This is a genomic window from uncultured Sphaerochaeta sp. (assembly GCF_963676625.2).
Classification (GTDB): domain Bacteria; phylum Spirochaetota; class Spirochaetia; order Sphaerochaetales; family Sphaerochaetaceae; genus Sphaerochaeta.
In genome coordinates this window covers 277,841-303,657 of record NZ_CAXXYB010000001.1, presented here as the reverse complement: position 1 = coordinate 303,657, position 25,817 = coordinate 277,841, and the positions used below count along the sequence as shown (strand labels likewise).

Sequence of the window (25,817 nt, the reverse complement as noted above, 5' to 3'; positions counted from 1 at the left end):
TTTGGGGATAACGTCAATTCTGGATAGAAATAGCTTGCAAAATGAATACAAGAGAGTTTTCGGAATCTTTGAAAAGTTATCATGTTTGTTATGGCTTTTAAAAATCGAGCCATCGTGATGAAGTCAGAGGTACCAAAACAATGGGTAAGGGGTTTGTCCTCGATAATATGATTTATATAAAAAAGGAAAAGGATATGCGCTTGTTCAAATAGATTATACTATCAGTGTTTTTTAATTTCTGAAAAGCAGTGGCAGGCCTCTTGTAGCGTTCATTATTGCATTCAATGCCATTATCTGAAGGTAAATCCCGTAGGTATACATATTTATACATATGTATATATACACATGTATACTACTTATTGCACGCATTTCTTTATCCAATTGACTTCTAAACCTCAAATAATAGGACTAACCCTAATATTGTCAACTGGCCCTATTTCAAAGGAGAATGTTTTAATGAAACAGTATAAAGTGATTATCTGGGGACTTGGAAGTGTTGCACGTGTTGCAGTACGAATGATTTTGGAGAAGCAATCTTTGTGCCTGGTGGGTGCAATAGACGTTGACCCAAAAAAAATCGGAAAGGATGCCGGCGAAATATTCGGTTTTTCCAAGACAGGTGTAATCGTTAGCGATAAAGTTGATGAGGTATTGGCTAAGGAAGCTGATGTAGTTCTTGCCTATCTGCCTACAGGTATCGATGCCCAAGGCAATATTGATGCAAAACCTGCTGTCGATAGTTTTTGCAAGGCTTTGAATGCCAAGAAAAACGTCATCACCACGGTTCCTATCAACTATTATAAAGAGTTGCATCCTGAGATTTTTGCCACCCTTGATAATTGCGCCAGGAAAAATGGAGTAACCTATACTCCGTATGGATTGCTTCCGGGAGCTTTTGGAAGTTATATTCCGGTGATTCTCTCCGGAATAGTCGAACGTGTCGATAAGCTTGTCATGAACAGTGGTGAAGATGACCAGCATAATACTTCAGGTTGGCTGAGTTATTTTGGTTATGGCAAGGATCCCGATACATTCAATTCAGATATTCTGGCTAATTACATCCTTAATTATTATAAAGTCGGCGTTTATGAAATAGCAGAACGTCTTGGTTTCGACCTTGATGATTTCAAGGGAACCCATGAAGTATTTGCTGCTCCCCAAGATTTGCCAATGGATGTCACTACGGTCAAGAAGGGTACTATCTACGCACATAGGTTCAATATGGTAGGGTATGCAAAAGGTGAGGAGAAAGTTTCTTTACACTATGTCCATAGGATTTGTCATACAATTGTAGCCGATCCTGTGATCAATAGTACGATTCACCTGGAAGGTCTTACCAATCTGGATGTTGAGCTGAAAGGGATGATTCCACAGGGGGAGGGCTATGTTACCAGTACTGCTCCTACAATCAGTGCCATTCCTTCTGTCGTAGAGGCCGCTCCAGGCTGGCAACAGGCTCTTGACCTCCGTACGATTGTTCCCGTTAAATAACGGATTGCATTTCGTTGGATCAATTCGTAATATTGGCTTGCATAGTCCCAGCGTCCTAAGCCACTCCAGGGATTTACCGGGGTGGCTTAGGATTTGCACCGCTTTTTTGGGCCATTCTTCTCAATATGGTTTGTCAGAAACCTTGCATACCAGAATACCTATTCCCATGAGAACCGACAGGCTGGAAATGGTCCATAAGGCAGAGAACGGGAATACGGAAAGAATGACTCCTCCCATAAGAGGAGCAAGGGTGGCTCCTATTGTCTTGGAAATCGGGAGCACGGTATTAAACCTTCCCCTGAAATTGATCGGCGTATTGTTGTTCTGATACGTCTTGAAGTTGTTTGAAAAGAGAATCTCGCCAATGGTATATACTGCTGTCAATACGAAAAACTGCCAAGGCAACTTGGAAAAGCCGAATAACAGAAAAGCCACCGCGTAGAGAAGGCATCCGATCAATATGTTCCTGCGTGCATCGATATGCTGGCTGAACGACAGTACGATCGGGTTGAGAAAGATTACGATCAGGGCATTGACAGAAAGAATTGTCCCATAAAAAGCGGAACCACTTTCTCCAAACAAGGTCGTTGTCTGTAAAGGCAAGGTAAAGGTTATTTGCTTATAGGCAAAACTGACAAAGAAGGCTATCAGGGCAAGCCACAGCAACTGGGGACGTTGTTTCAGTGCCGTGAATATGTTGCCCTCCACGGCTTTCTCTGCAGTCTTTTCCCATTGGCTATCTTGCAATTCTTTTTCCGAGGGTTTTGATTCCGGAACGAAAAACACGATGAGCAGTACTGACAGGACTTCGACGATTCCATTGCCGAAAAACAACCATGCAGGATATTTATAGAACAAAAATCCCGCAAGCATTGGACCTATGGCAAAACCCATGTTCAGGGCTTGGTAGATGAGGCTGAAGGCAGCCTGTCGTTGCTCTGGCTTTGTTACATCTACTTCCAGAGCCCTTCTGGCAGGGTCGGTGATCCCATCGAAGAAACTTCCCAGGAAAACAAACAGGGGAGCGTAGGGGGCATCAAGGAAAAAGCCACAAAGTATGAAAGAAACTCCCATGAGTGTCTGGCTGCAGACAATAATCGTTTTTCTTCCGATCTTGTCACAGAGCTTTCCACCTAACAAAGCCCCCGGAATATGACAGACTATCAGCAAAGAGACCATTAGGCCAGCTGTTTTCATGTCATATCCAAGACGGACCGTAAGATATAATGAAAAGAAAGGACCGATGAATTCTGCAAGACAATTGATGAACGTAACCAGCGCCATCAGATAAATACTTCTGTTCAGACCTTTATACGCCGAGAGTGGATTCTTCATGGAGAAAACCCTTACCAAAATAATTGGTTGTCTTTCGATTCAGTTTATTGATAGAATACATAAACGAACTTAGAAAAAAGTTGTTTTGCTATCATAAAAATGCTTGCGTATAGCGTCAAGTCTGTTTTGTATAAAAAACAGTAAGATATGAAAATTTTTATAAAAATTTCTGTCTTGGTTTTGAAAAGAAAAGGAGGCTGAAAGCGTATGGTGCTGTATGAGGTTATGACCCTTGAAGATTATGAAGAGGTTCATGCATTGTGGCTTCAGACTCCAGGGATGGGGCTCAATGCATTTGATGACTCCAAAGAAGGGCTTGGGCGCTATATACTGAGGAATCCCTCAACCTCTTTTGTCGCACGAATTGACAAATCCATGGTGGGCTGTATTCTTTGTGGACATGACGGGAGGCGAGGGTATATCTATCATCTTGCCGTGGCACAAACGTGCCGAAAACAAGGCATAGCAAGGGAATTGGTACGACATAGCCTGGAAGCCTTGCATCAAGAAGGAATCGGAAAGGTTGCCTTTGTTGTCTTTGGAGACAATGAAGGAGGGAATGCTTTCTGGACACATCTGGGCTTTATGGAACGTCCTGATTTGGTGTATCGGAACAAAGTCATTGCCGATGTCGAGATGGGATTCATAAAAATAACCTGATGGCATTATCCGCTTGTTATAGGATTCCCAAAGCAAGGTAGAGGCCTCCCCCAAGTATTCCCGCCAACAGAAGAACAAGAATTGAATTTGTTTTTTTCCATCGCAAAAAGAGCAAGGACAAGGCAAAAATGAGGATGGCCCAGTAATTGATGGAGCTTCCATCTTTCCCTTTCAGGGCAAGGATGGTGAGCGTCACTCCTGCTGAGGCAATCATGGCAATTACGGCGGGCCGCAACCCTGCTAGTACATCCTGCAATAACTGCAGATGCTTGTATCTGCTATACAGGAATCCCAAGATGGCAACGAAAAAACAGGAAGGAAGCAAGGACCCCGCCGTAGCTACCAGAGCCCCGACAGTCCCTGCCAGCTTGATACCTACAAAAGTTGCACTATTGACAGCTATGGGTCCAGGGGTCATCGCCGAAATGGAAATCAAATCGGTAAACTGCGTCAAGGTAAGCCAATGATGTATCGTTACTACTTGGTTTTGTATGAGGGGAAGGGCGGCATACCCCCCTCCGAAGCTCAAAGCCCCAATTTTCAGGAAGCTGATGAATAAGTCAAAGAGCATCGGTATGTCCCTCCTTACTTGTCTTTTTACTGGAAACCAAGGAATAAATCCCTCCTACCACTCCGCTTGCCAGCAAAATAAGCAGTAGGTTTACATTCCCCCAGTAAGTGGCAAGGAAAGCAAGTATCATTACCAGAATGAAGGTTATCTTTTTTTCTTTGATGATATTCCATCCGAGACTCAGCACCACATCCACGATAATTGCGGCAATTGCAGGTTGCATGCCTGTCAGAAACGCATTTATATAGCGATTTGAACGGAACTGCGTATAGAAGACAGAAATAACCGAAAGGATGATGAACGGCGGGAGAATCGTACCCAACACCGAAATGACGGCTCCCTTGAAGCCCCCGATCCTATACCCGACAAGCATGGATCCATTGACTGCCACAGCTCCTGGTGAAGATTGGGCAATGGCTATCAGATTGAGCATTTCATCATCCTCTATCCATCCAAGGCGATCGACAAATTCCTGCTTCATCATTGAGACGATTACATAGCCGCCCCCAAAGGTAAACGCACTGAGGGTCAACATCTTCCAAAACAGCTGGAAATATTTTTTGGTAGTCATCGCCTCTGGACCTCCTCGTCCTTAAACAACTATACAGAAATCTTTAATATATGTAAAATACAATATATAAATAGATAATATACTAATAATCATATATATGGAGGGATTGCCAATGACCTTGCGTCATATAAGGATATTCAATACGGTATGCGACCAGGGTAGTACAGTCAAGGCCGCGGAAGCTCTTCATATCTCGCAACCCTCGGTAAGTCTTGCCCTCAAGGAGTTGGAGGAGCATTATGGCATCAAGCTGTTTGATCGGATATCCAGACGACTGGAACTGACTGAGCAAGGAAAGAATTTCTTGACCTACGCACGTAGTATTGATGATGCCTTCCTTAGCCTGGAGACCCAGGTCAAGGATTATGGACACACCAGACAACTTGGCATTGGGGCAAGTATCACGATTGCGATTTTTCTTCTTCCCTCATTGCTTGGACAATTTAAAGAAAACCATCCGGAAACAAATCTGGATATACGAGTCATGGATAGCACGACTATTGCCAGATTGGTCGTGGAAAACAAACTGGATGTCGGTATCATTGAAACCCCGGTACATAATGATTTTTTGTCAGTATTGCCGTTCTACCAGGATCATTTGACCCTGTTTGTATCTTCTGATCATACTTTTGCCAACCAGGACCAGGTGAGTCTGGCTCAGCTTACCAGTGAACAGCTCATTCTTCGGGAAAGTACCAGTGCAGGAAGAAAACTGATAGATTCAACCTTCAAGGCTCAGGGACTGGAATGCAACCATGTATGGGAAAGCGTAAGCTATGAAGCGATTCTTGCAGCTGTGGAGGAAAACCTGGGGATTGCCATTCTTCCCCAAAGTCTAATCCGGCTTGCAAAAAATCGAAGGATTGTCCAGGTCCCTCTTTCCGATGCCTTGTTTGCACGTACCTATTCAATTATCCACCATAAAAATAAATACTTGACGGAAGGTGCCCGGAATTTCATTGATCTATGCCAAAAATTCGGAAAAGAGGCAAAATAGGCAAGAATATCAGAGGGTACGGTATTTTTTCAAGGCAATGATATTCAAAAAGAAAAACAACCCGATGCACACCAAGAGGGCTCCGATATCCCCTATTACGGATTGTAGGGAAGCACCTTGCAGCATAAGGGCCTTCAAGGCATCGCAAGCATAATAGACCGGCATGATCTTGGACAACAGTCCAAGATGCAAGGGAATCGTGTCCAATGGAATGATTCCTGAGAAAAATATCTGGGGGATGACAATGATGGGGATGAATTGCATCATCTGGAATTCATTATTTGAAAAAATGGAAAAGAAAGCTCCTATACATACTGCACTGAGAGCCAGCAATACCATGATAAAACCGACGGAAAGAGCTGAACCTGCTATGCCCATATGCAAAACAATAATGCAATACGCCAGCAATACAATACTTTGCAAGATGGCGAAAACACCAAACCCCAAGGTATAGCCAAGTATTACCTGCCACCGTTTGATGGGTGACATCAAAAGTCGTTCCATGGTCTGTCCTGTATTTTCACGGACAAAGGAAATGCCCGCAAGAATGAAAATGAGGAAGAAGGAGACGATGCCAAGCATTATATAAGCCAGATTGTCAAATAGGTTGGCATCTTTGTTGCCGTGAAGGAACTCGATATCAATTGAGCCAAAGGGAAGGACTTGTTTCAATCCATTTTGGATATCCTTGCTGATCAAGCTAGTTTTTATCGTGTCATTCATGTCAAAGGCGAGCATGGTTGTCTTGTCTTGTTTATAAAGGAAGGCATCAATGGTTCCTTGTTGCAGCAGCACCTTTCCCTCAGAGATTTCTACTGGGGTTACGGTAGCTCCCTGGGTCTCGATAGCCTCGACAAGGCGTTTTGGCATGCCATTCACCCCTATATTGGGTTTGAAATCAGAATCCCCAAGCAACAGAAAAAGGAGGGTGAACAAAAAGAGGGGGCCGATAAGGATAAGTGCAATGGTTCGTTTATCGCCGAGAATTTCCTTGACTATACGTCGTACGATTCCAAATGTTTTCATGATGCACCATTCTCCTCATTCAGAAATAGTCCTTCAATCGTATGATCCGGAGAATCGTGATGAAGGGTTGCCACAGTACCGCAAGCCAAGATTGTTCCCTCATGCAAAAGACAAAGCTTATCGCATCGATCCGCTTCATCCATGGCATGGGTGGTTATGATAATGGTTTTGCCTTCTTGTTGCAGTTGTTTGAAGCGATCCCAGATTTTTTTTCTAAGTAGGGGATCTATTCCTACGGTAGGTTCATCCAGAATCAAGAGACGCGGTGAATGCAAAAGGGAAATCGCCAATGAGAGACGTTTTTTCATACCTCCTGAATAGAGGGCGACGCTCTTGTGGAGGTCTTGTTCCAATTCGACCAAATGCAAGACTTCCTCGATATGTTCCTTCAGTACCTTTTTTTTCATCCCGTACATGGAGCCGAAGAACACAAGGTTTTCATATCCTGAAAGATCCAGGTACAAAGCATCATTCTGGGGCATATAACCTATTTCATTGAGGACGGATAGGTCGGGGATACGCTTCCCATATATTGAAATTGAACCGCTATCAGAAGCTATGGCTCCCATGAGCAATCGAATCAAGGTAGTTTTGCCTGCACCCGAGGGACCGATGATCCCAAATAATTCCCGGTCCTCAATGGTCAAGGAAATACCTTTAAGTATCTGTTGACCTGCAAAGGACTTTGAGACATCTTGCATTTCTATTGGCATTTTTCTTGAAGCCTCCGAAGTAATGAGTCTATTTATATGACAATAATCATTGATACCGAATCACTATGAAATTCTCCCTACATCGTGTCAACAGGGATGACCAAGCAGTTAATTTTCTTATTTATTTCATTATCCTTATTAAAGATTCCGAATAAGGAATAGTCTACATACTTATTATGAATCTTTTCTGTACAACTCTTCAATGGTCTTGTTGCATTGGGGATGTATGAATAAGGGGGCAATTTCACAGAGGGGTTGCATGACAAACTCACGTTCAAGCATCCGGGGGTGGGGAATGGTCAACTTCTCTTCCTGTTGGATGAGATTGCCATACAACAGGATATCCAGATCGATGGTTCTGGGACCCCAATGGATGAGCCTGACCCTCTTCAATGTTTGTTCTATTTCATTGCACCGTTTCAGGAGTTGATACGGAGTGAGTGTCGTTTGGACTCCCACCACTCCATTGAGAAAATTGGGTTGGTCCGTGTATCCTACGGGTGCAGTTTCCAGAAAAGAGGATACAGCGGTGACTTTGATACCCTCTGTCTTGCCCAGTTCTGCTATTGCCTTATCCAGATTTTCTTTCTTGTTCCCTAGGTTTGAACCCAAGGCAATATATGCAAGCACTTCGTTACCAAGCATCCCTATCCCCTCGACTGCGATATAGTTCAACGGCAGCATAGGTAAGATGATGGCCCATAGGGGCCCAGGGTTTCTTCAATACGACTTTCAATTGCTCGATGCAAGGGAACGTATGAAATAGATGCTCAATGGTATGAAGAGCAGCAGCCTCAATGAGATTATAAGGTTTTTTTTGCAATACCTTTTCCACTTCATTGCATACCTCTGCATAGCTGAGCGTCTTGGTAAGGTCATCAGTCTTGGCTGCTTGGTCGAGGTCAACCCCGATTTCCAGACAGATTGTGAACATCTGGCCAAGGTTTTTTTCTTCTTCTGCCACTCCATGGTGGGCATAGACCTGTAAATCTTGAATTTGTATTGTATCCATTGTATCTACCTTACTATTTTATCAGTCATTCTCGCTACCCGTACATTTTCCAGCACATCGTGTACTCGCACGATATCGACTTTCTTGGTTATGCCTATGGATGTAACGGCCAAGGTTCCCTCCAGACGGTCCTGAACTTCCAGTCCCAGGGTTTTGCCTATGAAGCTTTTTCTCGAAGCTCCCAAGAGAATGGGAAAGCCCAGCTTTTTGAGCATTTCGAGATTTTTCATCACCAACAGGTTTTGCTCCCAGGTCTTTGCGAAGCCAATGCCTGGATCCAGAATTATCTGCTCCTCTTTCACCCCGGCTCGGGCGGCAATCTCAAGACTCTGTTCCAGATCAAGGAGTATGTCCTTCATAAGATTGGTATATACGGTGGTCTCTCGGTTATGCATGATGCATACGGGAACTTTCAAGGATGCCACTACTTCTGCCATTTCAGGATCTTTCTTGAGTCCCCATATATCATTGATCATATGCGCACCTGCCTCGATTGCAAGTCGTGCAGTCTTGGCCTTGTAGGTGTCGACTGAAATAGGTATCTCAATATCTTTTGACAGTCGTTGGATGACAGGAAGTATCCGTCTGAGCTCTTCATCTGCTGTTACGATATCATTTGCTCCCGGGCGAGTGGATTCCCCACCAATATCGATGATATCGGCTCCCTCATCTTTCATGCGAGTTGCCTGGGCAAGCGCAGCTTCGATATCGGAAAAGCGACCACCGTCCGAAAAAGAATCAGGAGTTACATTCAAAATCCCCATGATAAAGGTTTTGCTTCCCCATTCCCACGTTTTTCCGGCCATGGTTATACTGTTTTTCATTTCCTTATCCTTTAGGACATATTCTATGGCAATACGATAGAAAATGTCAGTATTGAAGTAAAGGCTTTCTGCCTTCGGCAAAACGTTTGCAGTCTTCCAGGCTCTTGCAAAAGAGGCAAGGCCTGCAAGCCTTGTCACTTGCATACAGTATTTCACCTAAAAGGGACTTCTTGCTCTCTCTGTCCCGATGGGTCCTGATGGCATCCTGTATTTCCAGAGAGATTTTCTCTTCCACCCCAATGTCACCAAGAATGATCCCTGCAAGGTTGGCTCCTTGTAGTGCATGGTCAAGTCCTGATTCGTATTGTTTCCACTTTCCCAGGTCGTGCAACAGGGCAGTTGCATATATAATGTCCTTTTCAAGGGGCAAGTTTTTTTCCAGGATCATGCAATAGGCTACCCTGGCAACATCCAGGCAATGCTGGAAGTCATGGTGGCAATATACCCTGTCTTTCTCATCTTCACCATTTCTTTCCAAGGAACCCCTAAAAAGAGGATGGGCAAGGATGCTCTCAGTGATTTTCATGCAATTCCTTGCCATACATAATCATGAGTTTGTTCATGAAACTTTGGTCAGTATTGAATTTTCCTCTCAAGGTAGTTGTCAGGGTGACTGAATTGGTATTTTTGATACCTCTGGTGGTGATGCAAGCATGTTGTCCCTCAATAATGACTGCAATATCTTCTGAATCGGTTACTTTTTGCATCACTTGGGCAATATCGGAACCGATTCGTTCTTGCAATTGCAATCGCTTGCTTACCATATCCACAATTCTTGCAATCTTGCTCAATCCCAGGACTTTCTTGTTGGGGATATAAGCTACCGTTGCCTTCATGTTATACATGAGTGACATATGATGTTCGCAGTGGCTGAAAAATGAAATATCACGCATCATGACGATCTCATTGTTATTTTGTGGTAAATAGAGATCATCTTCAAACGTTTTGTCAAACATATGTGCAATCTCTTCATTTGAATAGGCAATACCTTCAAATAGCTCCTCGTACATATGTGCAACACGCTTGGGGGTATCCAAAAGACCTTCCCTCTCAGGGTTTTCTCCCAAGGCAAGTAAAATACCTTTGATATGTTCCTCTATCTTTGCCGAATCAATTGCCATTCCAATCTCCCTCCCTTGGAAACTTCTGCAGTAATGGGATGTGGTAAAAGGCCACAAGGCTTCTTTGGGATAATTCTTTGTCTCATCTTATCGTTTGAGCCTTATTCGTCAAGGGGGTGATATCCTCCCAATAAGGTATTCAAGGCGAAGAAAGCCTTCTTCCGTTGGTTTTCAGCATATAAAACAAAGTTTTTGTAATAAAAAATCCCTTCCTCCTTGGTGGGGGGAAGGGATTCTTTCCATCTGGGGGCTCCCTGAATATTCGGGAGAACCAAGGCTTGGTCAATATTTTATATTCTGCTTTGCATCTTCTTTGGCAAACATGTCGATCAACAAGTGGGCACCCATCATGTCAGGACTTTCCATGCTCTTTATCCCATCGATGAAACCATGGAAATCAACCAACGATTCAGAAAGCATCAGCCGAATGAAATCCTCATCCTCTTTCTTGCAATTGGTTTCCAGCTTGGTATTGATGAGTTTCATGGTAAAGATCATATTCTCGTTACGAATCTGCCAGGCACGTACAGTTCCTTCCAGACGCTTTATAAAGAATCCCTCAGATCTGAATCCTTCGGCGATTGAACGGCGAATGAAATCTGCGGCACGTTCGGAAGGGAATTCCAGCTCAATGGTTATGATATCTTCATCATCAGGTTTGGCAAGTGATTTCTTGTAGCCTGAGGCTCCACCCTTGAAAGCAAAGACTACCAGTGGAGGCGCTGCAATGGAAGCCAGGAACATGGTTACGACAGCAACACCAAACATGTCTTCCCCGATTGCCCCTGAGGCCAGACCTATTCCTGCTACGATGAGGGTGACTTCTCCCCGTGGCAACATACCTGCCCCGATACGAAATGCCCCACGTATATTGAAACCGGCAAAAAGAGCTGGCAATCCGCAACCGACAAGTTTTCCGATAAAGGCGACAATGGCGAATATCAGGCCAAATCCGAGAACGGGTTTGATCATGGAAAAATTGACCATCATTCCCATTACTGCGAAGAACATCGATACAAAGTAATCGCCGACTGCGTTGATACGCTCGGAAATTTCAAAGGACACGTCAGTTTGCGAAAGAGAGAGTCCCATGATATAGGCTCCTATGATCATGGCCAGTCCTACCATCTCAGAAAGTCCCGCCAAGAGAAGAGCCAAACCAAAGGTGACCTCAGCGATAAGTTCCAGAGAATTGAATCGTTTCATGCTACGTGTGATATGGGGAGCAATAATTATGCCAACAACCATGCACAACAACCAGAAGCCAATTGCTTTTCCAGCTACCAGTCCAATGGTGGTCCAGGCAATGGTTCCCCCGTTCTTTTCCACCGTCGCAATACCTACGATAATGGATAGCAGAATGATACTGATCACATCATCAAGCACCGCTGCGGCAAGGATGGTTACTCCTTCCGGAGTGGATATCTTCTTTTTCTCGTTCAATATCCTGGCGGTTATTCCTATAGAAGTCGCCGTACAGATTGTCCCGAGAAACAAAGGTTCCGGTTCCATGATCGAATGGATTCCCGGTACCAGCAAGACTGTAATTCCTGCTCCTAGGAAGAAGGAAACGATTACTCCACCGAAACCAACGATGGAAGCTTTTCCAGAAAATTTGATGAAGGTAGGTAAGTCGGTTTCCAACCCGGACCCAAACAAGAGGAAGATGGAACCAATCGTTGCAAAGCCATACAATTCCACCGAAACTGGAATAGGTCCTGAGACCATAGGGAACATAGGGCCAAAGGTTTGTCCCAGTGGAATTGCACCGAGCATGAATGGTCCGATGATCATTCCGGCGATCAATTCCCCAAGTACCTTTGACTGTTTTAGTTTTTTCGAAAAAAACCAACCCATGAATTTGGATGCAATCAAGATTATTCCCAATTGCATCACCAACCGCATCATTTCTTCTGTCATTATAGTTTCTCCTAGACCCCGAACTCTGCCAAGACTTCTTCTGGTGTTTTTGCGTTGAGCAATCGCTTGCGTGTATCAGCTGTTTTTATTACTTTGCTGATCTCTGCAAGGAACTGTACATGGGGGCCGACACGATCGATAGGAGAAATGGTCATTATGAAGAGATTGCTGGGTTCCCCGTCGAGTGACTGGAAATCGACTCCTTCTGGTTTGAGCCCAATGCAGGCAACAAGACTTTTCACCGAACGGGTCTTTACATGGGGAATTGCCACTCCATATTGTATCCCCGTGGACATTTCCTGTTCGCGAACCATTATTTCAGAAAGTACTGTCTCTGTATCGGAAATCTTTCCGTTTTTTTCCAGGATACCTAGAAGTTCCCTGATGATTTCTTCTTTTGTGTTTCCCTTCAAATGCATCGAAACAAGGGAAGGAGAGAGAATAGTTTTTAATTTCATACCTTTTGTGATACCACTGTTTAGGTGTTCACTCAAGAAAAAGATTCTGATTACTCGTTTTTACTTGCAGAATGTTCATTTTTGGAACCAGTAGTGGATCAGCCGTGGTGATTTAATTTGGGCTGTTATTATCTAAAAGCACATAAATATATTCCTATATAATCATTTAATTTACTAAATGATATAAAAAATAGGTATTTTTTTGTTAAAAAGTAGAAATAATAATTCGATAAATTTTAATTGATAAAAAAATAGCAATAACCATACATATCATCTGTTCTGTATATTGTGAATATAAATTGAGGGTGTTAACGTAACTTGTTATGTATGTAACGTGCGAAGTTTTTTACCGGAGGTATGAAAAATGCAAGAAGATCCAAGAGAGATGTTGAATGATTTTGTGAATGGTTTGGATGAGTTCAGCAAGATGGACGCTACCAAGGATTCTGTCGAGAGTTTTATGGGACTGTTGGGAACAACCTATACCGAGGGGGCCTTGGATGTAAAGACGAAAGAGTTGATTAGCATCGGTATCGCGACTTACAATCGTTGTCTCTATTGTATTGTATATCATACCTACAAAGCTCTTGAAGCTGGTGCAAAACGCGATGAGATCCTTCAAGCTGCAATGGTTAGCGTGGCTTTTGGCGGTGGACCTTCCATGGCATATAGCGTAACCCTGCTCAAGAAGAGCATTGATGAATTTGAGAAAGATTTTGCCTAGGATTTAGGTTATGAAGAATACCAATGGATAGTGATCTGCTATCTGGAGCGTTATAGGCAGCCTGATTGCAGATTAGGCTACCTGTTATTCAGTTCCGGATAATAGAATCCATTGATAGTGCCATGTCAGTGCATCCATTTTTTATGTATTTTTGTTATTGGCTTTTTGGGGAGAAAACCCCAGAAGGATCAGAACAAATAATCATTGGTAAAAATGAGGGAATGACCTGCTATCTTTGGAACTAGCTCATCGTATAGTGCCAAAAGGAAGAGATTATGTTACAAAAAGTTATACTTGAATCATTACTTAAGAATGCAAAACAGGGCAAAGTTGGAAAGATTTCCGTGAAGGTTGATGATCCAATTAAAATTGGGGATAAAATCCTTCAGGTCGAATCGGTAAAGGGAAATACCATTGTTAAGTCAAAAATGAACGGTATGGTGAAGAATATTCTGGTAAGTGAAGGGTCCTTGATTAAAATCGGACAAGAGCTTATAGAAATTGAAAAAGCTGAATAATTCCATAGTCTTTTCAAAAAGCAGCAATCCTTGGTTCAACCTTGCGCTTGAAGAACATCTCTTTTCTACGATACATGAGGATCAAGTCATCATGTATCTTTGGCAAAATAACGATACCGTTGTTATCGGGAGTAACCAGAATCCCTGGAAAGAATGTGATTTGAACAAGATTGAGGCAGATGGGGTCAAGATTGCCAGGCGCTTGTCCGGAGGGGGAGCTGTGTACCATGATAACGGGAATCTGAATTTCACCTTTATCACGGACAATGCTCTCTATGACCAAGAACGACAAATGAACGTAGTTCTCGAAGCGGTAAACGCTTTTGGTGTCTCTGCTACTTTTTCCGGAAGAAATGATTTGCTTATAGATGGTAAAAAGTTCTCAGGTAATGCTTATTTCCTTGGAGACAAGGCTTCCTTTCATCATGGAACTTTGCTGGTTTGTACCGATTTGATGCGACTTTCAAAATATCTGACACCCTCAAACCATAAAATCCTATCGAAAGGAATCGATTCAGTGTCCTCACGGGTAGTGAATCTGAATTCAATCAAACAGGAAATTACCATTGGCGGTTTGCAGGAGAGTCTTATCAGGTCTTTTCAAGCTGAATATGGGGAATGTGCTACTCCAAAAACTTTTTTCCAAGATAGCAGTACTGTGCAGGAACTGGCTGGACTCTATGAGAAGTATTTCTCCTGGCAGTGGATCTTTGCCGAAAGTCCTTCGTTTGAAGTGCACTTTGAGAAGGATTATGACTGGGGAGAGATTTGGATTGGTCTTGTCTTGGTTGATGGTTGTATCCACGAAATGGAGATTTTTACCGATACGCTTGTTTCGACGTTTGTTCAAAAAATGAAGAAGGCGCTTCAAGGGATACCGTATGATTTTCATTCTGTCGAGAAAGCTTTGCTTTCCGTTGCAAGCACAAACGAAGAAAAGCCCTTGTTTGAGGATATTCTGCTTCTTTTCAAGGAATGCCTATGATTGGAAAATAGCGCAAGCTGAATGGGTTTATTCCAGTTTTGACGATTTCTGTATTGAATGATTTTTAATTTTTGGAGGTAGTAAAAGTGAATGATAATAGCATGGACAATTTTTCGACTGTCCAAATACAACAACTTGATGTTCTTATACAAGAGTGCGGTAGCAATCAAGGTAATTTGATTCCCTTGCTGGAAAAAGTGCAGTTGCTTCTGGGATATATTCCCCTCTGTGTACAAGAGTTGATCTCAGAAAAGACCGGAATTCCTGTCAATCAGATATATGGGGTAGTGACTTTTTATTCGTTTTTTTCCATGAAAGCGAGAGCTCGGCATAGAATTCAGGTTTGTCTTGGGACCGCTTGCTATGTGAAGGGCGGAAAAGAGATAGCCGAAAAGATTGAGCATGACTTGGGTATAACCTTTGGTGAAAGCACAAAAGACGAACGTTTTACCTATGAAAAGGCAAGGTGCTTTGGTTCTTGCGGCTTGGCGCCTGTCATGGTTGTCGACGGTAAGATTTATGGAAAGGTTACGCTTGAAAGTGTTGATGAGATTTTAGCCCAATACAAATAAGGATTTTCGTCTTAGGAGAAAAAAAATGCAAAGTAAAATGCCAGCAGATATAACCAATATCCGGGACAAGATGAGAAAAGCTGAAGCTGAGAACAATACTGTCACGAATATTTATATTCATATGGGTACTTGCGGGATAGCCTCGGGGGCTGTCGAGGTTTTGAATGTCATTAAAAAGAAACTGAAAGAGGACGATGTCAAGAACACCAGAATCATCACTACCGGTTGTGCCGGAATTTGCTCCAGGGAACCTCTCATTACTGTTCAGGTACCAGGACAGGAACCGATAATCTATCAAAAAGTCGATAGTAAGAAAGCCGAGAAAATCATACAAGAGCATGTCGAAAATCTTCGCGTAGTACCTGAGTATGCCTATGCTCGTGGTAGAGAGGCAGATATCAGGGAACGAAAGGAACACCAGGGAATAGTGGTTGGACAATCTGTAATGGATTCTTCCATCCCAGCCATCGAGGATATTCCATTTTTTAAACTTCAGGAACAGCGTGTCATGAGAAACAGGGGTCTTATCGATCCCAATAAGATTGACGATTACATAGCAAGGGATGGATATCAGGGTGCAATCAAGGCCTTGACTGGAATGACAAGCGAAGAAGTCATCGAGGAAGTCCTCCAGTCAGGAATCCGGGGGCGTGGTGGTGCAGGTTTTTCTACCGGCCTCAAGTGGAAGTTTGCAGCGAAGGAAGATAATGCCACCAAGTATGTCCTGTGCAATGCTGATGAAGGTGACCCCGGGGCCTATATGGACAGAAGTGTGCTTGAGAGCGATCCCCATAGTGTGATAGAGGGAATGCTTATTGCCGGAAAGGCCATTGGAGCTCACCAAGGATATATTTATTGCAGGGCAGAATATCCGTTGGCCGTAGAGGTCTTGAATAAAGCAATAAAATCGGCACGACGTTATGGTTTGCTGGGCGAGGATATCCTGGGATCTGGTTTTTCTTTCGATATTGAAGTTTATGAAGGAGCAGGGGCCTTTGTCTGTGGCGAGGAAACTGCCTTGATGCGCTCGATAGAAGGGCGTCGGGGAAATCCACGACCACGACCACCATTCCCTGCCCACGCAGGGCTCAACGAAAAGCCTACCATTCTGAACAATGTAGAAACCTTGGCTAATATCCCCCAGATCATTGTAAAGGGAAGCATTTGGTTTTCCCGAATTGGAACGAAAAAAAGCCCAGGTACAAAAGTATTCTCGGTGACAGGGGATATTAATAATGTCGGCTGTGTCGAAGTTCCCATCGGGACTACCTTGCGTACCATTGTTGAAGAAATCGGCGGTGGAGTGGTTGAAGGAAAACGGTATAAGGCTGCCCAACTCGGTGGACCTTCCGGGGGGTGCATTCCCTTGCAACATATCGATGTTCCCGTTGACTATGAGACACTTCAGGAATATGGGGCCATCATGGGCTCCGGTGGACTGATTGTCATCTGCGATGATAAATCAGCAGTAGATATTGCCCGGTTCTTTATGGAGTTCTGTAAAGAGGAAGCCTGTGGAAAGTGTATTCCCGGACGAGAGGGAACAAAACAGATGCTGCAGATTCTGGATAGGATTTGTGCAAAGAAGGGGCATTCCGATGACATCCAGAAACTAGAGGAATTGGCTCGGGTCATTCAGAAAACTGCTCTCTGTGCTTTGTGTAAGACCTCAGCGAATCCTGTCTTGAGTACCTTGCGATACTTTAGAAATGAATATGAAGAAGCCCTGGCAATATCTTAACAAAGGAGAAATGGCATGATATTTACGAAAAAAGTTTGCTATGAAGATATCCGAAAACAATTGGATAAAGATACAGATACTATTTCCTTGGTAGGCTGTGAGACTTGTGCCAGGGTAGCCGGTACAGGAGGCCAGGCAAGAATGAAAGAGCTTGCCCTGCAACTACGCAAAGATGGCTATAAGGTAAAAGATGGTTTTTTGATTCCTACCGTCTGCACCCCGAAGTTGGGTTTTGCCAAGGTCGGGAGTGATGTGAATACGATCCTGTCTCTGGCGTGCAATGCGGGAACCTCCAATATCAGAAGATTTTTCCCTAATTGTAAAATAGTTGAGACAACTGAGGATGTGGGACTCATGATTGAGGATGCCAAAGAAGAGACCCTGCAGATTACGATGTCCTACGATAAATTCACTATGGAAATCGGGAATACATTTGAGGCTTTTACGGGAGTTCGCAAAGATTCAATCAATGCAATGGTGTCCAAGGAGGCCCGGTGATGATTATTTCCTTTCGCTCAAAGAGCTATGAAGATTTAAAAAAACAGCTGGGAAAAGATGATAAAATCGTCGTTATCAGTTGCAATAGTTGTGTCGTAGCGTGTGGGGTCGGTGGAATACATCCCCTTCAGACCCTTGAACAGATGCTGAAAGCAGATGGTTACAAGGTTATTGGCAAAGATCTCATCAGCATTGGTTGTACATTGACGCTTGTCGAGAATCATCGTGCCGACCCGAAAAAGAAAGAAATGTATGACGAAGCAACAGTCATTATTCCTCTTATTTGTGAAAATGGGGCGCAGTGCATCAATCAGGTCTTCCATGACAAAAAAATAATAACGGTCCTCTCTACTGTCGGAACCGGTAATTTTACCATGACTAAAGGGGCTGTCTTGACGCATCCGTTTGAGAGTACCTCCCTAGCTCCTTCAGATGAGGGCTATCCCTTAGCTGAAGTTGCAGAAAAATTAGGATTTTTCCCTGGATTCTTTGATGAAGATGAAGCTGCTTCCCCTGACAAAACCCATGTAAATCTTACAATCGATGGGCAAGAGGTCGTTGCCGAAAAAGGACAGAATCTTTTGCAAGTCTGCCAAGAGAACGGGATTGAGGTTCCTCACCTTTGTTATCATGAAGAATTGTCAGAGGCAGGGGTCTGCAGATTATGTTTGGTAAAGATTGAGGGACGACGAGATCTTGTTCCTTCTTGCTGTACCCATGTTGATGAAGGGATGGTCATCATTACCGAGGATGAGGAGTTGATAGAATGCAGACGTGTCATCCTGGAACTTATTCTTGCCTCGCACAACCATTCTTGTCTTACCTGCCCGAAAGGGGTTGCCAATGTTTTTACCAGTTGCGAACTTCAGTCAATGGTCAGGAAATATGGTGTTGACAAGACCAGATACGATGAGAACAAGGAAGCGTTGCCAATCGACGACTCAAGCCCAATCATTTCCTATGATCCAAACAAATGCATTCTTTGTGGTAGTTGTGTACGCGCTTGTGAAGAGATTTCAGGTATGTCAAACCTTGGATTCGCCCATAGAGGATCAGATACGGTAGTTGTTGCCGGTTTGAACCAGAGTATGGACCAAAGCGATTGTGTTGCCTGTATGGCATGTGTCAATGTGTGCCCGTCGGGAGCTCTTAGTGAAAGGTATCTACACTTTGAGGGAACTGACTGGAAGCAGAAGAAAATCTATAGCGATTGCCTGTAGGTTACGTTTCCTGTAGGGGCTGTTTAGAAAGTTACTTTTGAAACAGCCCCTGCTGATTAATTTAATTTGTTAAAACCAGAAGGCCCTTTTCCTTTGCAATCAGATAGGCACAGAGGGTCTTTGCATCATGTATGGATCCGGCCGATATAAAAGAGTGGAATGTTTCCAGATCAATCCACTCAGCGGTCAAGATTTCATCGAAATCAAGATCTTGCTGGGAAGGTATGATTTCCTTGGCAAAATAGAGCCAAAGCTTTTCATCCAGAATTCCGGGAGAGGGGTAGACATACCCCAAAAAGGTCCACTCCTTGGCCAGACAGCCAACTTCTTCCCTCAGTTCTCTTTGGGCTCCTTCAAGAGGAGTCTCTGTTGCACTCTTGTCCAATTTTCCGGCAGGAAGTTCAAGGGTTTCTTCTTCTATGGCAAAACGATTTTGTTTGACAAGAGCTACTTGGTTCTTGTCATTGACAGCCAGGATGACGACTCCTCCCGGATGGTGCATAAGAGGAAATTTGCAATGGATACCTTCGCCCAGGTCAAGATTGACCGCATCGATACTATATGAACTATCGCTGTAAATTCTTTCTTTTATTGCATTCATGTCAGCTCCCTGTAACATAGTGGATTTTGGTGCTCTTCGATTATGCGTACCAAATCGGAGAACAAGAGAATGAGGGAAGAGGTATTCTCGTTGGGATGTACTCCAACTGACTCAGTGGGCAAGAATTCCGAATCAAGGACTACCGTTACTGTTCTTTGCTCATCATTGAGAATTCCCAGGGGCGTTACGGAACCGGGAGCAAGCTTAAGAAGAGTTTCAAGTTGTTGTTCGCTTGCAAAGGACAAACCCCCTGCTACGGCAAGTCTGGAAGCAAGCTCTTTAAGACGTACTTGTTTATTGCCCCGTACACATACCAGGAAAAACCTTCTTCCCTTATGGTCGCGTAAAAAAAGGTTCTTGATCTCAGTGCAATCCAGTCCAAGTTTGAGGTTTTCCATCTCTTCCATGGTCGCTGCAGCTTGGTGGGTAACCAAACGGTAAGGAATGGACAATCTTTCCAAGGTGTCTTTGACAATTTCCTTCATGGTTGCAGAGTATAGCAAATATGAGGGAAAAAGCGCCAGAGGGCCAATTATCAGGTTGGAGGGAATTCCCTAGCATTAGTCTTTCCGGGACATCAATGTCTTGATTGAATGAATATGCACAAGAAGGTAGCGAAAGCACTCGAAAGCAAGAGAACCAAGGATTTCTAATCAAAGGGAATTTGTCATGCCATGTTTTCCTTCTTTCTTCGATTTGGTACGAAAACCAATATGACCGATTGAAGGAAAGATCTTTTGCAAATGGGGACAGAGGCGCCTTATCCTGTAGAAGTATACGTATACATATAATATAGTATAAAAGGGTAATATTATTATTTAATGTAATAAAAAATTTGACAAACTAAATATTATGTGTGATAAATGTATACGTATACATTAGGAAATAAAGGAGACTTTACACACGTATGAATAGGGGAATACCACAAAAAAGGAATTCTGATAGATTGTATGGGATACTATTTCTTGCTCCCATATTCATTCTGATGGCCTGTATAACTTTCATTCCGATTTTATCGGCATTTCGCACAAGTCTCCATGAAACAAGCTATGCCCAGGTAAAGGAATTCATTGGTTTAAATAATTTTAGGGAAGTTCTTGGAAGTACAGAGGGTTTGCATAGCATATTGAATTCCATATTGTTTGTTATTGGTTCCTTACTCATTGTCATGCCGTTTGGAGTCATCATTGGTACTTTGTTAAATTACAAGGTAAGGGGAATCCCTGTATATCGTACAATGATTATTATACCATGGGTACTCTCTCAAACCGTGACGGCATTGTTGTTCAAATGGATTTTGAATGGCAATTATGGACCGATTTCCTATCTTGCAATGTTGCATACTGGAGCTAAATTGGATGTTTTCAGTAACGGGGTTCAGTCAATGATACTTGTTGTGCTAGCCAATGCATGGAATACACTCCCCATTGTTGAAATACTTACTCTTGCAGCTTTACAAAGCATCCCCCCTGAAATATATGAAGCAGCCATGGTAGATGGTGTTCCTCGGATAAAGGTTTATACAGCCATAACCCTGCCAATGATCAAGCCAACTTTGATAACCTCCCTGGTCATGCAAAGCATGGAATATTTCAATATGGTTACTTTGATTTATATCCTTACAGCAGGAGGTCCTCTAGGTTCGACTCAGACTTTAAGTATAGCAGCCTTTAGAAATGGTTTTGATTTTTGGCATTTGGGGTTGGCGTCAGCATATAGCGTTGTCATTTTTCTCCTGAATATTATGTTCAGTCTCTTTTATATTCGATTGATGAGTAAAGGGAGGGAGGACTAATCATGGCAAAGAGAAGTAGGCTTCAATCCAACCCAACTTTGGATACCTTGGTGATCATTGTTTTGTTATTCGTTTCGTTGGTGACGTTATTTCCAGTCTTGTGGGCGTTTGGGACCTCAATAAAACCGGATATTGAAGTAACCATGTATCCTCCAAGAATCCTTCCAATCGCAATTACCTTGCAAAACTATTACAAAGTGTTGTTTCAATCTGATTTCCTGCGTTATTTCTTCAATAGCATCCTGATTACTGGCATAGGTATCGTCATCACTACCATGGTTGCCGCCCATGCTGCCTATGCCCTGACTCATTTCGAGATAAGAGGCAAGAGGAAGATTATGTTTATAATCCTGATGACCAGCATGATTCCTCCTGTAGCTCTGTTGGTTCCTTTGTATCTCATGACAGTGAAAGCTGGCCTCTATAATACAAGAATTATACTAATTATTATCTATGCCGCTTGGAGGGCTCCTGTTCTTACATGGATATTACAGGGTTTTTTTGCGAAGCTTCCCAAGGCAATCGTCGAAGCGGGAATCATCGACGGCTGTTCAAAGCCCATGACATTCTACCGTTTGGTTCTTCCCATTTCGCAACCAGGAATCGTTTCGGCATCATTGTTGTCAGCTGTATATATCTGGAACGATTTTCTGGTTTCGTTTTCGTTTACGACAAAGAATGAAATCAGAATGCTGTCTGTAGGTCTATATCAATATATATCTCAGTATGGAATCCAATGGGGACAGCTAATGGCTGCCGTGATGATTTCCATCATTCCAATCATTGTGTTGTTTATCTGTCTTCAGGGGAAATTCGTATCAGGGATGGCTGCTGGAGCAGTTAAAGGTTGATGTATTGTTTGATTTGTTAAAAAAAGAAGGAGAAGAAAAATGAAGAAGAGATTTATTGTTGTGCTATTGGTTGCTGTAGTTGCCTGTTCTTTTGCTTTTGCAAATGGGCAAAAAGAAAAGGATTCGCAAGTCGCAGCCACCCAAAAAGGTGGGCTTACCATGAAGTTCTGGATTTTCCTTGACCCGAATTCCACGGAAGATCCAAGGAGTGTGGTATTGAAGGATATTGTCGATGAATACAATATGAAAAACCAGTTTGGGAATAAAGTTGAGGTGGAAAGTATTCACTGGAGCAAATTCGAATCCCAAGTGATTCAGGCGGCTGCCAGTGGAACAGGACCTGATATCATCAATGCTTTCTCTGATCAGCTTCGGTTGCATATTGGGGCTGGTACAGTACAGCCGATGACTGACTTTGCGATTCCATTTATTGCATCTATGCCTGATTACATCCATTCTGCAGCAAAATTGACCCAAGGGGATGGTGAAATCTATTCACTTCCATGGGAAAGTCGGGCAACAGTTCTTTGGTACCGTTCAGATATCTTTCCAAAAGCTCCTACCTCTTGGGATGATCTAAAGACAATGGGATCTGCAGCAGCGGATAAGAACGGATTGGGTTTTGCCATAGCCTTGGGGGAGGGAAGCAATGGGACCGGACTGATGGAAACTTTCATACCTTGGATAAGAAGCGCTGGTGGTGACTTGCTTGATTCTAATGGGAAAGCCATTTTCAATTCAGAAGCAGGAGTCAAGGTTCTTGAGTACATTAAGTCACTTATTCAGGCTGGATCAATGAATAACACTACAATGAGCATGGTTTATGACGATCTTGTTGATGGCTATAAAAGTGGAACGATTTACGCAGGTGATATAGGAACCCAGAGATCTTCTACTATCAGGACATCTTCGTTGGTCGACAAATTCGCCAGTGCCCCGATTCCTGGAATGACTTCCTCTGCCCCAGCACCAGCTTATGTGGCAGGCCAAACCCTTGCAATTGGCAAATTTGCCCAAGACCCAGAGATGGCCTTTGATTTTATCAAGTATTTCTACACAACTGAGAATCAGACCAAGTGGGTAAAGGCAAACATTCTTCCCGTGAGAACTTCGGTGTACGATGATCCCGAAATTAAGGCAATGCCTATGTATGATTCCATGCAAATGTGGAGTAACTATGCAAAAACGGGTTCTATTGTCTTCTTTCCTGCTGATTATTCTGAACTTTCTTCCAAGTTGGCACAGGCTGTCCAGAAAGTGGTATTCAAGGGAGCTGATGCAAAACAGCAACTTGATGAGGTTGCTTCTTGGTACAATTCAAAGAGCCATTAAGGTTTGATGGTAAATAGATAAAAACCACAGGTTATACCTGTGGATGGAAAGACTTGGGGCTTTGCCTAAGCGGGAAAAAGCCTCCTGTGTTACAGTGTTTGTGGTGCCAACCGCAAACACAAAAACACAAGGAGGCCATCCATGGATGAGAGTAGCCTATCACATACGAGGTGGAATTGCACGTATCACCTCGTATTCATGCCAAAGTTCAGGCGCTAGGCCATAGTGCAGTACCTGAAACTGCTATGTAGCTACAAGGATGTGGGAATACAGGAAGGAAGCGCATGCATCGACCATATCCACCTGTGAGTGAAGATTCCGCCGAAGCTGGCGGTAAGCAGTTTTGTCGGGTGCCTGAAAGGGAAAAGCATGCTGATGATATTCGAGCACCACGCGAACCTGAAATACAAGTATGGGAAGCGGGAGTTCGGGTCGCGCAGGTATTAGGTGAGCTGAACAAGGTCACCATCAAGAAATATATACGCGAAAGTGAGGACGCTGACCAGATAATCGACAGGGTGAGCGTACGAGAGGCGGGAAACCCCTTCAAGGGGTAGAAGAGAACAACTGCGGTTGGCGGATCTCAAACAACGTCTTTAGGCGTAGCTAGTAAGGGCCCCTTTATGGGGGCTGTTTAAAATCACCGGTTTTACCGGTGGATAATTATTCGAGGAAGAATAGCGTGAAACAAATCTATGATGTAATTGTTATCGGAGGAGGTCCTGCAGGGATTATGTCTGCAATGGCTTCTGGAAAACTTAAGGCCAGCACTCTATTGGTCGAGGCCAATGGATTCCTTGGTGGCGCGGCCACAGCCGGGGTGCTTGGACCAATTTCGCCTTTTCACTTTCATGATGAACAGGTCATCAATGGAATTCCTCAGGATTTCATGGACAGAATGGTGGAAGAAAATGGAAGTACAGGTCATATGAAGACCATAGATCCTTTTGGAAGTGGCGATTCACTGGGTTTCTATGATAGAGAGAAATACAAATATGTTGCGGCCAAGATGCTCGAAGAACTTCATGTTGATATCTTATATCATGCTTTTCTCAAGGAAGTAATATGTAAAGACAGTAAAGTTACTGGAGTAGTAGTCATGGGTAAGGATGGTGCTTTGACCCGTATCAATGCATCAATCGTGGTTGATGCTACCGGCGATGGTGATGTTTCTGTCCGTGCGGGCGAAAACTATGTACTTGGAGATGCCAATACCCATAAGATGTCCCCTTCCTCAGCTATGTTCGAGATGGCTAATGTCGACACAAAAAGACTTTTAAAATATATCCAAGAGAATATTGACGATTTTGAATTCTATACCGATGTTGTTCCCCTGAGGAAATTTTCCTCCCGGTTTAATCAGCATTATTTTGTTGCACAGGGATTTAAAAAACTCGTAAGTCAAGCGATTGAAATGGGAGATCTTTCTTTTGGTAGAGATTCGGTGCTTGTACTCAATGGCATTCACCCCAATACCATTCATTTTAATTCGACTCGTATATGTGGAGGCGACTCACTTTCAACTGAAGGACTGACCAGGCAAGAAATCGATGGAAGAAAACAGATAGATTCTGTTTCTGAGTTTATGATCAAATATGTTCCCGGTTTTGAAAATTCTTTTGTCAGTGTGACCAATTCATCGATTGGGGTACGCGAAACAAGACATATTGAAGGCTGTTATACATTGAATAGAGATGACGTGGCAAACGGTCGCAAATTCCCTGATGTAGTGAGCCGAGGATATTTCCCTATAGATCTGCATAATCCTGAAGGTGGTTCCGGTTATGGGAATGGAAGTGTCTGGCAACCTTTGGTCGATACCTTTGATATTCCCTATCGATGTCTTGTTCCTGCCCATATCGATGGACTTCTTCTTTCCGGTCGTTGTATTTCTGGAACGAGTGAAGCTCATGGTTCATATAGGACGCAAGGAGGAATCATGGGAATAGGTCAGGCTGCCGGAGTTGCCGCTGCACTTTGTGCATTATCCCATATAGAACCAAGGCATCTGGAGACCAAGAAAATTCAAGAACAGTTGATAGCCCTTGGGGCTTCTTTAGCCCGGGATGAGCGAAAAGCCGAGGAAGAGGCAAAAAAGGCTAGAAAGATCACTCAAGAATATATACTCACGCATCAAGACGATTTGATTACCAGAAAAGAAATTCTTGATACATTTATTGACTGAAAAAAGTTATTTTCCGGTGTTGCCATGGTTACTTGATTTATTTTTACGTGACCATGGCAACACTTATGAGTATACTTAAGAAATTATGGAGGGATA

At 43.3% G+C, this 25,817-nt stretch carries 28 protein-coding genes and 1 pseudogene; 15 read left to right on the top strand and 14 right to left on the bottom strand.

Going from position 1 to position 25,817, the window contains the following annotated elements; all coding sequences use genetic code 11:
• Window positions 1–456: 456 nt before the first annotated feature.
• On the top strand, window positions 457–1,491 hold the full coding sequence (locus tag ACHZBG_RS01390) for a hypothetical protein (RefSeq protein WP_320127647.1): 1,035 nt from the start codon (window positions 457–459) through the stop codon (window positions 1,489–1,491).
• 120 nt (window positions 1,492–1,611) lie between these two features.
• On the opposite strand, the gene ACHZBG_RS01385 is transcribed toward ACHZBG_RS01390, so the two are convergent.
• On the bottom strand, window positions 1,612–2,826 hold the full coding sequence (locus tag ACHZBG_RS01385; RefSeq protein ID WP_320127646.1) for an MFS transporter: 1,215 nt from the start codon (window positions 2,824–2,826) through the stop codon (window positions 1,612–1,614).
• A gap of 207 nt (window positions 2,827–3,033) precedes the next feature.
• On the opposite strand from ACHZBG_RS01385, the gene ACHZBG_RS01380 reads away from it, so the two are divergent.
• Window positions 3,034–3,486, top strand: a complete 453-nt coding sequence (locus ACHZBG_RS01380; RefSeq protein ID WP_320127645.1) for a GNAT family N-acetyltransferase — start codon at window positions 3,034–3,036, stop codon at window positions 3,484–3,486.
• Between the two features lie 16 nt (window positions 3,487–3,502).
• Here ACHZBG_RS01380 and ACHZBG_RS01375 read toward each other — a convergent pair whose 3' ends face one another.
• Both ACHZBG_RS01375 and ACHZBG_RS01370 read right to left on the bottom strand, forming a co-directional pair.
• The gene (locus tag ACHZBG_RS01375; RefSeq protein WP_320127644.1) at window positions 3,503–4,057 is read right to left on the bottom strand and encodes a chromate transporter; all 555 of its coding nucleotides are present in this window, start codon (window positions 4,055–4,057) and stop codon (window positions 3,503–3,505) included.
• On the bottom strand, window positions 4,047–4,628 hold the full coding sequence (locus ACHZBG_RS01370; RefSeq protein ID WP_320127643.1) for a chromate transporter: 582 nt from the start codon (window positions 4,626–4,628) through the stop codon (window positions 4,047–4,049). The genes ACHZBG_RS01375 and ACHZBG_RS01370 overlap by 11 nt, the downstream gene beginning before the upstream one ends.
• Window positions 4,629–4,740: 112 nt before the next feature.
• Here ACHZBG_RS01370 and ACHZBG_RS01365 point away from each other — a divergent pair, with 112 nt between their 5' ends.
• Complete coding sequence (locus ACHZBG_RS01365; RefSeq protein ID WP_320127642.1) at window positions 4,741–5,625, top strand: LysR family transcriptional regulator; 885 nt, start codon at window positions 4,741–4,743, stop codon at window positions 5,623–5,625.
• Between the two features lie 9 nt (window positions 5,626–5,634).
• Here the strand turns inward: ACHZBG_RS01365 and ACHZBG_RS01360 are convergent, their stop codons facing one another.
• The 9 genes from ACHZBG_RS01360 to ACHZBG_RS01320 all read right to left on the bottom strand — a co-directional run bounded on the left by ACHZBG_RS01360 (window position 5,635) and on the right by ACHZBG_RS01320 (window position 12,699).
• Entirely contained in the window at window positions 5,635–6,651 is a 1,017-nt protein-coding gene (locus tag ACHZBG_RS01360) for an ABC transporter permease (protein WP_320127641.1), read from the bottom strand.
• Window positions 6,648–7,364, bottom strand: a complete 717-nt coding sequence (locus ACHZBG_RS01355; protein ID WP_320127640.1) for an ABC transporter ATP-binding protein — start codon at window positions 7,362–7,364, stop codon at window positions 6,648–6,650. The genes ACHZBG_RS01360 and ACHZBG_RS01355 overlap by 4 nt, the downstream gene beginning before the upstream one ends.
• A gap of 174 nt (window positions 7,365–7,538) precedes the next feature.
• Window positions 7,539–8,009 (bottom strand): 2-amino-4-hydroxy-6-hydroxymethyldihydropteridine diphosphokinase, encoded by a 471-nt coding sequence (gene folK, locus ACHZBG_RS01350; protein WP_320127639.1) that lies wholly within the window; start codon window positions 8,007–8,009, stop codon window positions 7,539–7,541.
• Window positions 7,999–8,376 (bottom strand): dihydroneopterin aldolase, encoded by a 378-nt coding sequence (folB, locus tag ACHZBG_RS01345; RefSeq protein WP_320127638.1) that lies wholly within the window; start codon window positions 8,374–8,376, stop codon window positions 7,999–8,001. Before folB ends, folK begins: the two co-directional genes overlap by 11 nt.
• A gap of 5 nt (window positions 8,377–8,381) precedes the next feature.
• The gene (folP, locus tag ACHZBG_RS01340; protein WP_320127637.1) at window positions 8,382–9,200 is read right to left on the bottom strand and encodes a dihydropteroate synthase; all 819 of its coding nucleotides are present in this window, start codon (window positions 9,198–9,200) and stop codon (window positions 8,382–8,384) included.
• A 46-nt stretch (window positions 9,201–9,246) separates the two neighbouring features.
• Entirely contained in the window at window positions 9,247–9,726 is a 480-nt protein-coding gene (locus tag ACHZBG_RS01335; protein ID WP_320127636.1) for an HD domain-containing protein, read from the bottom strand.
• Window positions 9,713–10,321, bottom strand: coding sequence for a GTP cyclohydrolase I FolE (gene folE, locus ACHZBG_RS01330; protein ID WP_320127635.1), 609 nt, complete (start codon window positions 10,319–10,321; stop codon window positions 9,713–9,715). Before folE ends, ACHZBG_RS01335 begins: the two co-directional genes overlap by 14 nt.
• A gap of 282 nt (window positions 10,322–10,603) precedes the next feature.
• Window positions 10,604–12,241 carry a cation:proton antiporter gene (locus tag ACHZBG_RS01325; protein WP_320127634.1) on the bottom strand — a complete coding sequence of 546 codons (1,638 nt, stop codon included), beginning with the start codon at window positions 12,239–12,241 and terminating at the stop codon, window positions 10,604–10,606.
• 11 nt (window positions 12,242–12,252) lie between these two features.
• Complete coding sequence (locus ACHZBG_RS01320; protein WP_320127633.1) at window positions 12,253–12,699, bottom strand: PTS sugar transporter subunit IIA; 447 nt, start codon at window positions 12,697–12,699, stop codon at window positions 12,253–12,255.
• Between the two features lie 364 nt (window positions 12,700–13,063).
• On the opposite strand from ACHZBG_RS01320, the gene ACHZBG_RS01315 reads away from it, so the two are divergent.
• From ACHZBG_RS01315 to ACHZBG_RS01285, 7 genes are all read left to right on the top strand, one after another.
• Complete coding sequence (locus ACHZBG_RS01315; protein ID WP_320127632.1) at window positions 13,064–13,423, top strand: carboxymuconolactone decarboxylase family protein; 360 nt, start codon at window positions 13,064–13,066, stop codon at window positions 13,421–13,423.
• 275 nt (window positions 13,424–13,698) lie between these two features.
• Window positions 13,699–13,941 (top strand): biotin/lipoyl-containing protein, encoded by a 243-nt coding sequence (locus tag ACHZBG_RS01310; RefSeq protein ID WP_320127631.1) that lies wholly within the window; start codon window positions 13,699–13,701, stop codon window positions 13,939–13,941.
• Window positions 13,925–14,926, top strand: a complete 1,002-nt coding sequence (locus ACHZBG_RS01305) for a lipoate--protein ligase (RefSeq protein ID WP_320127630.1) — start codon at window positions 13,925–13,927, stop codon at window positions 14,924–14,926. The genes ACHZBG_RS01310 and ACHZBG_RS01305 overlap by 17 nt, the downstream gene beginning before the upstream one ends.
• Before the next feature lie 86 nt (window positions 14,927–15,012).
• On the top strand, window positions 15,013–15,498 hold the full coding sequence (locus ACHZBG_RS01300; RefSeq protein WP_320127629.1) for an NAD(P)H-dependent oxidoreductase subunit E: 486 nt from the start codon (window positions 15,013–15,015) through the stop codon (window positions 15,496–15,498).
• A gap of 25 nt (window positions 15,499–15,523) precedes the next feature.
• Window positions 15,524–17,239, top strand: coding sequence for an NADH-ubiquinone oxidoreductase-F iron-sulfur binding region domain-containing protein (locus ACHZBG_RS01295; protein ID WP_320127628.1), 1,716 nt, complete (start codon window positions 15,524–15,526; stop codon window positions 17,237–17,239).
• Window positions 17,240–17,254: 15 nt separating this feature from the next.
• Window positions 17,255–17,737: a hypothetical protein gene (locus ACHZBG_RS01290; protein WP_320127627.1), complete on the top strand. Its 483-nt coding sequence runs from the start codon at window positions 17,255–17,257 to the stop codon at window positions 17,735–17,737.
• On the top strand, window positions 17,737–18,957 hold the full coding sequence (locus ACHZBG_RS01285; RefSeq protein WP_320127626.1) for a 2Fe-2S iron-sulfur cluster-binding protein: 1,221 nt from the start codon (window positions 17,737–17,739) through the stop codon (window positions 18,955–18,957). The genes ACHZBG_RS01290 and ACHZBG_RS01285 overlap by 1 nt, the downstream gene beginning before the upstream one ends.
• Window positions 18,958–19,018: 61 nt before the next feature.
• Here ACHZBG_RS01285 and ACHZBG_RS01280 read toward each other — a convergent pair whose 3' ends face one another.
• Together ACHZBG_RS01280 and ACHZBG_RS01275 are read right to left on the bottom strand one after the other, a co-directional pair.
• On the bottom strand, window positions 19,019–19,558 hold the full coding sequence (locus ACHZBG_RS01280; RefSeq protein ID WP_320127625.1) for an NUDIX hydrolase: 540 nt from the start codon (window positions 19,556–19,558) through the stop codon (window positions 19,019–19,021).
• Window positions 19,555–20,043 carry a prolyl-tRNA synthetase associated domain-containing protein gene (locus ACHZBG_RS01275; protein ID WP_320127624.1) on the bottom strand — a complete coding sequence of 163 codons (489 nt, stop codon included), beginning with the start codon at window positions 20,041–20,043 and terminating at the stop codon, window positions 19,555–19,557. The genes ACHZBG_RS01280 and ACHZBG_RS01275 overlap by 4 nt, the downstream gene beginning before the upstream one ends.
• Window positions 20,044–20,465: 422 nt before the next feature.
• On the opposite strand from ACHZBG_RS01275, the gene ACHZBG_RS01270 reads away from it, so the two are divergent.
• The 5 genes and pseudogenes from ACHZBG_RS01270 (at window position 20,466) to ACHZBG_RS01250 (ending at window position 25,721) form a co-directional block, all read left to right on the top strand.
• Window positions 20,466–21,353: a sugar ABC transporter permease gene (locus ACHZBG_RS01270; protein WP_320127623.1), complete on the top strand. Its 888-nt coding sequence runs from the start codon at window positions 20,466–20,468 to the stop codon at window positions 21,351–21,353.
• A gap of 2 nt (window positions 21,354–21,355) precedes the next feature.
• Entirely contained in the window at window positions 21,356–22,204 is an 849-nt protein-coding gene (locus ACHZBG_RS01265; RefSeq protein ID WP_320127622.1) for a carbohydrate ABC transporter permease, read from the top strand.
• A gap of 39 nt (window positions 22,205–22,243) precedes the next feature.
• On the top strand, window positions 22,244–23,536 hold the full coding sequence (locus tag ACHZBG_RS01260; protein WP_320127621.1) for a sugar ABC transporter substrate-binding protein: 1,293 nt from the start codon (window positions 22,244–22,246) through the stop codon (window positions 23,534–23,536).
• Between the two features lie 141 nt (window positions 23,537–23,677).
• Window positions 23,678–24,093 (top strand): annotated as a pseudogene (gene tnpA / locus ACHZBG_RS01255) (IS200/IS605 family transposase).
• 125 nt (window positions 24,094–24,218) lie between these two features.
• Window positions 24,219–25,721 carry an FAD-dependent oxidoreductase gene (locus tag ACHZBG_RS01250; RefSeq protein WP_320127620.1) on the top strand — a complete coding sequence of 501 codons (1,503 nt, stop codon included), beginning with the start codon at window positions 24,219–24,221 and terminating at the stop codon, window positions 25,719–25,721.
• Window positions 25,722–25,817 lie beyond the last annotated feature (96 nt).